The 7,434-nt window shown below is 70.2% G+C and carries 6 protein-coding genes; 5 read left to right on the top strand and 1 reads right to left on the bottom strand.

Translation table 11 applies throughout. The features are described from left to right. Positions 1 to 120: 120 nt before the first annotated feature. Complete coding sequence (locus ACTIGN_RS14670; protein ID WP_439625058.1) at positions 121 to 744, bottom strand: hypothetical protein; 624 nt, start codon at positions 742 to 744, stop codon at positions 121 to 123. Positions 745 to 893: 149 nt separating this feature from the next. Between ACTIGN_RS14670 and ACTIGN_RS14665 the strand changes: the two genes are divergently transcribed. The 5 genes from ACTIGN_RS14665 to ACTIGN_RS14645 all read left to right on the top strand — a co-directional run bounded on the left by ACTIGN_RS14665 (position 894) and on the right by ACTIGN_RS14645 (position 6,986). After that, the gene (locus ACTIGN_RS14665) at positions 894 to 1,091 is read left to right on the top strand and encodes a hypothetical protein (protein ID WP_439625056.1); all 198 of its coding nucleotides are present in this window, start codon (positions 894 to 896) and stop codon (positions 1,089 to 1,091) included. A 305-nt stretch (positions 1,092 to 1,396) separates the two neighbouring features. Further along, a complete protein-coding gene (locus tag ACTIGN_RS14660) occupies positions 1,397 to 2,323 on the top strand; it encodes an acyl-CoA desaturase (protein ID WP_439625054.1) in 927 nt (308 codons plus the stop codon). A gap of 194 nt (positions 2,324 to 2,517) precedes the next feature. Continuing rightward, a complete protein-coding gene (locus ACTIGN_RS14655; RefSeq protein ID WP_439625052.1) occupies positions 2,518 to 3,306 on the top strand; it encodes a succinate dehydrogenase cytochrome b subunit in 789 nt (262 codons plus the stop codon). 118 nt (positions 3,307 to 3,424) lie between these two features. After that, positions 3,425 to 5,341: a fumarate reductase/succinate dehydrogenase flavoprotein subunit gene (locus tag ACTIGN_RS14650; protein ID WP_439625050.1), complete on the top strand. Its 1,917-nt coding sequence runs from the start codon at positions 3,425 to 3,427 to the stop codon at positions 5,339 to 5,341. Between the two features lie 319 nt (positions 5,342 to 5,660). Beyond that, a complete protein-coding gene (locus tag ACTIGN_RS14645) occupies positions 5,661 to 6,986 on the top strand; it encodes a DUF1501 domain-containing protein (protein WP_439625048.1) in 1,326 nt (441 codons plus the stop codon). The last annotated feature ends 448 nt before the right edge of the window (positions 6,987 to 7,434 follow it).

The following is a 7,434-nucleotide window of genomic DNA, read 5'->3' as shown; positions in this document are numbered from 1 at the left end:
CGAGCGAGGGTTCACGTGAACCCTCGCTCGGCGCTCGGGCTCGGACCAATACGAATGCAACAGATTCGGTATGAGTTGTCACTCACGGAGTGAGCGACCTACCCTGCCGAGCCCCGGGGGTCAGCGCCGCGGGCGGCGGGCGGCGGTCTTGCGGCGGAACCGGATGCCGTCGGTGCCGTGGTACGTGGCGAGGACCGCGCCGGTCCCGGCGTACCACTCGAACAGGTCGGCGGTCACCGCCTCCTCGTCCGGCCACGGGTACGCGAACACCACGTCCAGGTCGTCCGGGTCGAGGCCGAGGTCCTCGTAGGCGTGGTCCCCGTCGGTGGTGAACCACGAGTACGTGCCGGCGGAGTACACCCGCTTCTCGGCCCCGCGGGGCACGAAGCTCCCGCACACGAACTCGACGGGCAACTCGAAGTCGTCGGCGAGGCGGCGGGCCTCGTCGACGAGGTCGGCCTCGATCTCGATGCCGCAGGCGTCGAAGTCGAGCATCGCGGCGAGGCACGCGACCACGCCGAGCCCGCTGCCCCACTCGCAGAACCGGCGGCCCCGGGCCTCGGTGCCGGCCGCCAGGTCGCGGAGGAACCGGTACGCCAGGGCGTAGTCGGACGCGACGAACCCCGGGACGCGGCAGTCCTCGTGGAACCGCTCGATCCGGCGGTCCGCTTCCGCGATAAATCGCACCACGTCTTGAGGGACCGGGGCCGGGCTGTGCGGCGGTTGAAAGTCGAGCAGGGGCATCGGGTTCTGAGTCGGGGGTGGTGCCGGGCGGCGGCGGCCGCGGCGTGCGATCCGGGCGATTCGTGCGGTCGGGCCGTAAGGAGGGGGCGTTCTTCCGTATAATACGCCGCTGAGACTCCGTTCGCCCCCTTAATTACAGTGGGTTCCGCGTGCCGCCATCCAAAGACTCCCAAGCACTGCCCGTCGAGCAGCGCCAGACCATCTTCCGCACCCTGGTCGAGATCCAGGACACGGGGATGGGGGTGGCCGCGGCCCGCACCGAGATCGCCAAGCGGTTCTCCGTGACCGACGCGCAGATCAAGGCGATCGAGCGGGAGGGTCTCGAGGAGCAGTGGCCGCCCCTCTGACCGGTGCCCGCGCGGGCCGCACGGCCCGCCCATTTCGCCCCGCCTCTCGTGCGGACAATCGAACACCCGTTGGCAACCGATTTTTTTCTCGGCCGGCGAGATTTTCCCCTCGACGGTCCCCGTTGCCATCGCCACACTGTACCCCCAACTGGCTCAACACCGGCCTCCCAATTCAATCGGGTATAACTTTGTCCAGCACCGCTACACCCCCCAATCCCACGGCGTCCGCTCCCGCCCCGGCCCCAACCCCTAACGAGTCCGAGACGGCGGCGTCGATCCTCCGAGACAACCGGATCCGGCTCGGCATGCAGCTCCAGACCCTCGGGGGCATCACGGTCCCGATGATCGGGGTCGCGGCCGCCGCGTACCTGACCTGGGGCTACGGGTTCGGCTGGCTCGACCTCGGCCTCCTCGTGACGATGTACCTGGTGTCGATGCTCGGCGTGACGGTCGGGTTCCACCGGCTGCTCACCCACCGCGGGTTCGAGACGACGAACACGATGCGGTTCGTGTGGGCCGTGTTCGGGTCGATGTCGGTCGAGGCCCCGGCCCTCCAGTGGGTCGCGATGCACCGCCGGCACCACCAGTACAGCGACGCCCCGGACGACCCCCACTCGCCGCACCACAGCGGCCCCGGCCTGGTCGGGTGGCTCAAGGGGTTCTTCCGGTCCCACGTCGGGTGGGCGTTCGAGCCGGACCCCGAGAACCTGCACCGGTACATCCCGGACCTGCTCAAGAGCCCGTCGCTGCGGTTCGCGAACAAGATGTTCGCCGTGTGGGTCGTGCTCGGGCTGCTCATCCCGGCGGTGGTCGGCGGCCTGGTGACCATGACCTGGTTCGGGGCGCTGACCGGGTTCATCTGGGGCGGCCTGGTCCGCGTGTTCCTCGGGCACCACGCGACCTGGAGCGTGAACTCGATCTGCCACATCTGGGGCAAGCGGCCGTACGAGAGCAACGACCTGAGCACGAACAACGCGCTGGTCGGCGTCGTCGCCCTGGGCGAGGGGTGGCACAACAACCACCACGCCTTCCCGACGTCCGCCCGGCACGGGCTCGAGTGGTGGCAGCTCGACCTGAGCTGGATCGTGATCCGCGGGATGCAGGCGGTCGGCCTCGCGTGGAAGGTGAAGCTGCCGTCGGCCAACGACCTCGCGACCCGCCGCCGCGACCCGAACACCCGGCCCCCGCTGCCCACGACGAGCGACGCCCCGATCCCGGACGCGTCGAACTGACCACGTGAAGACCCGCCCCGGCGAGCCGGGAGCGCGAGCGACCGGAGTTCACCGCAACTCCGGTCGCTCGCGCTCCCGGCTCGCCCCTTTGCCCCGCCCGCCAACTCCCGCCAAATTGCGTCGCCGCCGGGGTGGGCGGCTGCCTACACTACTAGTAAACGCCCCATCCGCTCGCCCCGGGACCGCACCAGCTCATGGCAGCCACGCAAACCGGCCCGCGCCACCCCAAGGGGCCGCCCGGCACCACCGCCGCCCAGCAGGCCGCTCCGTTCCTCGCGGCCCTCCTCGACTCGACCGTCGGCGCGAAGGTGCTCGTCGCGCTCACCGGCCTCGGGCTGGTCGGGTTCACCGTGTTCCACATGATCGGCAACCTGAAGGTGTTTCAGGGGCCGGACGCGATCAACGGCTACGCCTACTTCCTCAAGCACGACCTCGGCGCGCTGATCTGGGTCGCGCGGGCCGGGCTGCTCGGCATCTTCGTGCTGCACCTGGCCCTCGCCGTCCGCCTTTCCGTGCGGTCGCGGGCCGCCCGGCCGGTGCCGTACCAGTTCCCGGGTAGCGTCCAGGCGACCGCCGCGAGCCGCACCATGCTGTGGAGCGGGGCCGTGGTCGGGCTGTTCGTCCTGTTCCACCTCGCCCACTTCACGTTCGCCTGGGTGACGCCGGTGGAAGTCGCCCCGGGGCAGTTCAAGAACTACCTCGAACTGACCGACGCCCGGGGCCGGCACGACGTGTACAGCATGCTCGTCGCCGGGTTCACCACCCCGTGGCTCGTGGCCCTGTACGCGGTCTCGCAGGTGGTGCTGTTCGTCCACCTGCTGCACGGCGTCCAGAGCTCGTTCCAGACGCTCGGGCTGAAGAACCGGCGGTTCGCCCCGGTGATCCGGGCGCTCGGGTTCCTGGCGGCGCTCACGATCCTCGCCGGGAACCTCGCGATCGTGTTCGGCGTGATGCTCGGCGGGGCACCGCCGGTTTACAAGTGACGGGCGAGGCCCGCCGCACGAACCCAGATGTCGGGCCGGCCGTGCCGGCCGCCCCTGTCGCGACCCGCTCCGCCTCGGCCGGCACAGCCGGCCCTACGACCGAACCGCGGTGAGAACCATGAAGCTCGACTCGAAGGTGCCGTCCGGGCCGCTCGCCGAGAAGTGGACGGACTACAAGCAGCACCAGAAGCTCATCAACCCGGCGAACAAGTCCAAGTACACGGTCGTCGTCGTCGGGACCGGGCTGGCCGGGGCCAGCGCCGCCGCGTCGCTCGCCGAGCTCGGGTACAAGGTGCTGAGCTTCTGCTTCCAGGACTCGCCCCGGCGGGCGCACAGCATCGCCGCCCAGGGCGGGATCAACGCCGCCAAGAACTACCGGAACGACGGCGACTCGGTGTTCCGGCTCTTCTACGACACCATCAAGGGCGGCGACTTCCGGAGCCGCGAGGCGAACGTCCACCGGCTCGCCGAGGTGTCGGTCAACATCATCGACCAGTGCGTCGCGCAGGGCGTCCCGTTCGCCCGCGAGTACGGCGGGCTGCTCGACACCCGGTCGTTCGGCGGCGCCCAGCTCCAGCGCACGTTCTACTGCCGCGGGCAGACCGGCCAGCAGCTCCTCCTCGGCGCGTACCAGGCGCTGTCGCGGCAGATCGGCCTGGGCAACCTGAAGATGTTCCCGCGGTGCGAGATGCTCGACCTGGTGACCGTGGACGGCCGCGCCCGCGGGATCGTCACCCGGCACCTGGAGACGGGCAAGATTGAGTCGTTCACCGCCGACGCGGTCGTCCTCGCCACCGGCGGGTACGGCAACGTGTTCTTCCTGAGCACGAACGCGATCGGGTGCAACGTGTCGGCGACGTACCGGGCGCACAAGCGGGGCGCGTGCTTCGCCAACCCGTGCTACACCCAGATCCACCCGACGTGCATCCCGGTCACCGGGGACCACCAGTCGAAGCTCACCCTGATGAGCGAGTCGCTCCGCAACGACGGCCGGGTGTGGGCCCCGAAGAACAAGGCCGACCGCGACAAGCACCCGCGGGACATCCCCGAGGCCGACCGCGACTACTACCTGGAGCGCAAGTACCCGAGCTACGGGAACCTCGCGCCCCGCGACATCGCGAGCCGGGCCTCGAAGGAGGCGTGCGACGACGGCCGGGGCGTCGGGCCGGGGGGCCGCGGCGTGTACCTCGACTTCGCCGCCGCCATCGGCAAGCAGGGCGAGGCCCGGATCCGCGAGAAGTACGGCAACCTGTTCGAGATGTACGAGCGGATCACCGCCGAGAGCGGGTACGAGCGGCCGATGCGGATCTACCCGGCCGTCCACTACACGATGGGCGGGCTGTGGGTGGACTACGAGCTGATGTCGAACGTCCCCGGGCTGTTCGTCGTCGGCGAGGCGAACTTCTCGGACCACGGGGCCAACCGGCTCGGCGCGTCGGCCCTCATGCAGGGGCTCGCCGACGGGTACTTCGTGCTCCCGTACACGATCACCAACTGGCTCGCCGGCCAGAAGCCCGGCGTCACCCCGCTCGACCACGCCGACTTCAAGCGGACCGAGACCGAGGCGACGAACCAGATCAAGAAGCTGCTCTCCATCAAGGGGAAGAAGACCGCGAGCGAGTACCACCGCGAGCTGGGGCTCACGATGTGGGAGCAGGTCGGCATGGCCCGGTCCAAGCAGAGCCTGGAGAAGGCGGTCGCGAAGGTCCGCGAGCTGCGGGCCGAGTTCTGGACCAACGTGAACGTGACCGGGACCGACGCGGACCTGAACGTGGCCCTGGAGCGCGCGAACCGCGTCGCCGACTACCTGGAGTTCGGCGAACTCCTGGCGCTCGACGCACTGACCCGCGAGGAGAGCTGCGGGGGCCACTTCCGCACCGAGTACCAGACGCCGGACGGCGAGGCCAAGCGGAACGACGCGGACTTCTGCCACGTCGCCGCCTGGGAGTACGCCGGACCGGACAAGCCGCCGGTCCGCAACGTCGAACCGCTGGCGTACGAGAGCGTCCAGCTCGCCGAGCGCAGCTACAAGTAGGCCGCCTCTCGGGCTTCGAACCCTGAAGGGGTTCCATTCCCCAGCCCGGGGTCAGCGCAGCGCCACCCCGGGGAACGTAGACGTGTCCGGTGTGCGTGAGGTTCTCCGGGGCGCACCGCGATCGTGGTCCCCAGGGTGCGCCGCAGCGGCGACCCCGGGCTAGGGAATGGAACCCCTTCAGGGTTCAAAACCGGAGCCGGCCCCTTTTCGCTTGACACCGGTCCGCCACAAGTCGATCCTTATCTTCGATGAGCCCTCCCGTCGGTTCCTGCCTCGCGCTGCCCTCTTCCCGCCTCGAACCCCGCACGGGGAACCCGAAATGCTCGACCTCCGCACCGGCTCCGCACCCGACTGCTCCGGCGTCCCGCGGCGCACGTTCCTCCGCGTCGGCGGCCTCAGCGCCTTCGGGCTCGGCCTCCCGCAGTACCTCAAGGCGATGAGCGACGCCAAGACCGCGGCGGCCCCGAGGGCGAAGGCGAAGCGGTGCATCCTGATGTGGATGCAGGGCGGCCCGTCGCACATCGACACGTTCGACCCCAAGCCCGACGCGCCGGCCGAGGTCCGCGGCGACTTCGGCACCGTCGCCACCGCCCTGCCCGGCGTGCGGTTCTGCGACCCGCTGCCGATGCTCGCGAAGCAGGCCGACAAGCTCGCCATCATCCGCGGCCACGACCCCAAGAACGGGTCGCACGGCGTCGCCGACCACCTGATGATGACCGGGCACAAGTTCAACGCCGCGCTCCCGTTCCCGTGCTTCGGCTCGGTCGTCGCCAAGGAGCGCGGCTACGAACAGGGGATGCTCCCGTTCGTGCAACTCGGCAAGAGCATCGACCGCCGGTTCAACGGCGGCATCGCCGGGTTCCTCGGCGACGAGTTCAACCCGTTCGAGGTGCCCGACGACCCCAGCTCGCCGGCGTTCAAGGTCCGCGACCTGTCCCTCACCGGCGACGCCGAGCGCGTCCGCCTCGAGCGCCGCTACACGATGCTCGCCGACCTGGAGAACTACCAGCGGGCCGAGGAGTCGTCGGTCGAGAAGGCCCGCGACGAGTTCTACGAGAAGGCTCACGGCATCATCACCGGGCCGGCCGCGAAGCGCGCGTTCGACCTGGGCCAGGAGTCCGACAAGGTCCGCGACCGGTACGGCCGCAACTCGCTCGGCCAGGGGTGCCTGCTGGCCCGGCGGCTCGTCGAGAGCGGGGTGCAGTTCGTCACCGTCACCGACGGCGGGTGGGACACGCACACGAACAACTTCCGCAGCCTCAAGGACCGGCTCCTGCCGCGGGTGGACCGCGGGCTCTCGGCGCTGGTCGAGGACCTCGGCACCCGCGGGCTGCTCGACGACACGCTGGTCGTGTGGTTCGGCGACTTCGGCCGCACCCCGAAGGTGAACCCGACCGCCGGCCGCGACCACTGGAGCACCGCGGGCGTGGCGGTGATGGCCGGCGGCGGGCTGAAGGTCGGGCAGGTGGTCGGCGCGACCAACGCGCTGGCCGAGTACGTCACCGACAACCCGGTCGGCCCGCAGGACATCGCCGCCACGATCTACCACACGCTCGGCGTCCCGCTGCACACCTGGTACAAGGCGCAGGACGGCCGGCCGATCGAACTGTGCCCCGAGGGGAAGCCGGTGAAGCAACTCCTCTGATCGCCGCTCGCCGTGCCGCGAATCGCAAAAGGCAGACGGCAGTTGGACGTGTACCCGTTGCAACCGATGCGGCTGGGGTCTTGGTTCTGGCCCTCTCCCCTTGCGGGAGAGGGTGGCCGCGCTTCGCGGCCGGGTGAGGGGTGAACCTTCCGAGAGGTTACGGCTCCACCCCTCACCCGCTCGCAGAGCCTCGCTGCCCTCTCCCGCAAGGGGAGAGGGCGAAACCGGAAGCACCCCGCCCCTTTCGAGCAACGGGGGTCAACCCCGGTGGTGCCACGAATCGCAGAAGGCCCGCCGGATTGCTCCGGCGGGCCTTCGCGTTTGTCGGTCGGGTCGGCGTCTACTTCTGAACCTGGGCCGCGGAGGGCTCACGGCACCGCCGGCCCGGGGGCACCGGTGCCGGGCACGGAACCACGACCCGCGGGGTTGACCCAGACCGTGCCCGGCA

The organism is Gemmata sp., assembly GCF_051859125.1.
Lineage (GTDB): Bacteria > Planctomycetota > Planctomycetia > Gemmatales > Gemmataceae > Gemmata.
This window is presented reverse-complemented; position numbering and strand designations above follow the sequence as displayed.

What these genes read in the sequence shown, in the direction of transcription:
- ACTIGN_RS14670 (WP_439625058.1), bottom strand. Translation starts at nt 744, where the DNA reads ATGCCCCTGCTCGACTTTCAACCGCCGCACAGCCCGGCCCCGGTCCCT.
- ACTIGN_RS14660 (WP_439625054.1), top strand. Translation starts at nt 1,397, where the DNA reads ATGCAGCTCCAGACCCTCGGGGGCATCACGGTCCCGATGATCGGGGTC.
- ACTIGN_RS14655 (WP_439625052.1), top strand. Translation starts at nt 2,518, where the DNA reads ATGGCAGCCACGCAAACCGGCCCGCGCCACCCCAAGGGGCCGCCCGGC.
- ACTIGN_RS14650 (WP_439625050.1), top strand. Translation starts at nt 3,425, where the DNA reads ATGAAGCTCGACTCGAAGGTGCCGTCCGGGCCGCTCGCCGAGAAGTGG.
- ACTIGN_RS14645 (WP_439625048.1), top strand. Translation starts at nt 5,661, where the DNA reads ATGCTCGACCTCCGCACCGGCTCCGCACCCGACTGCTCCGGCGTCCCG.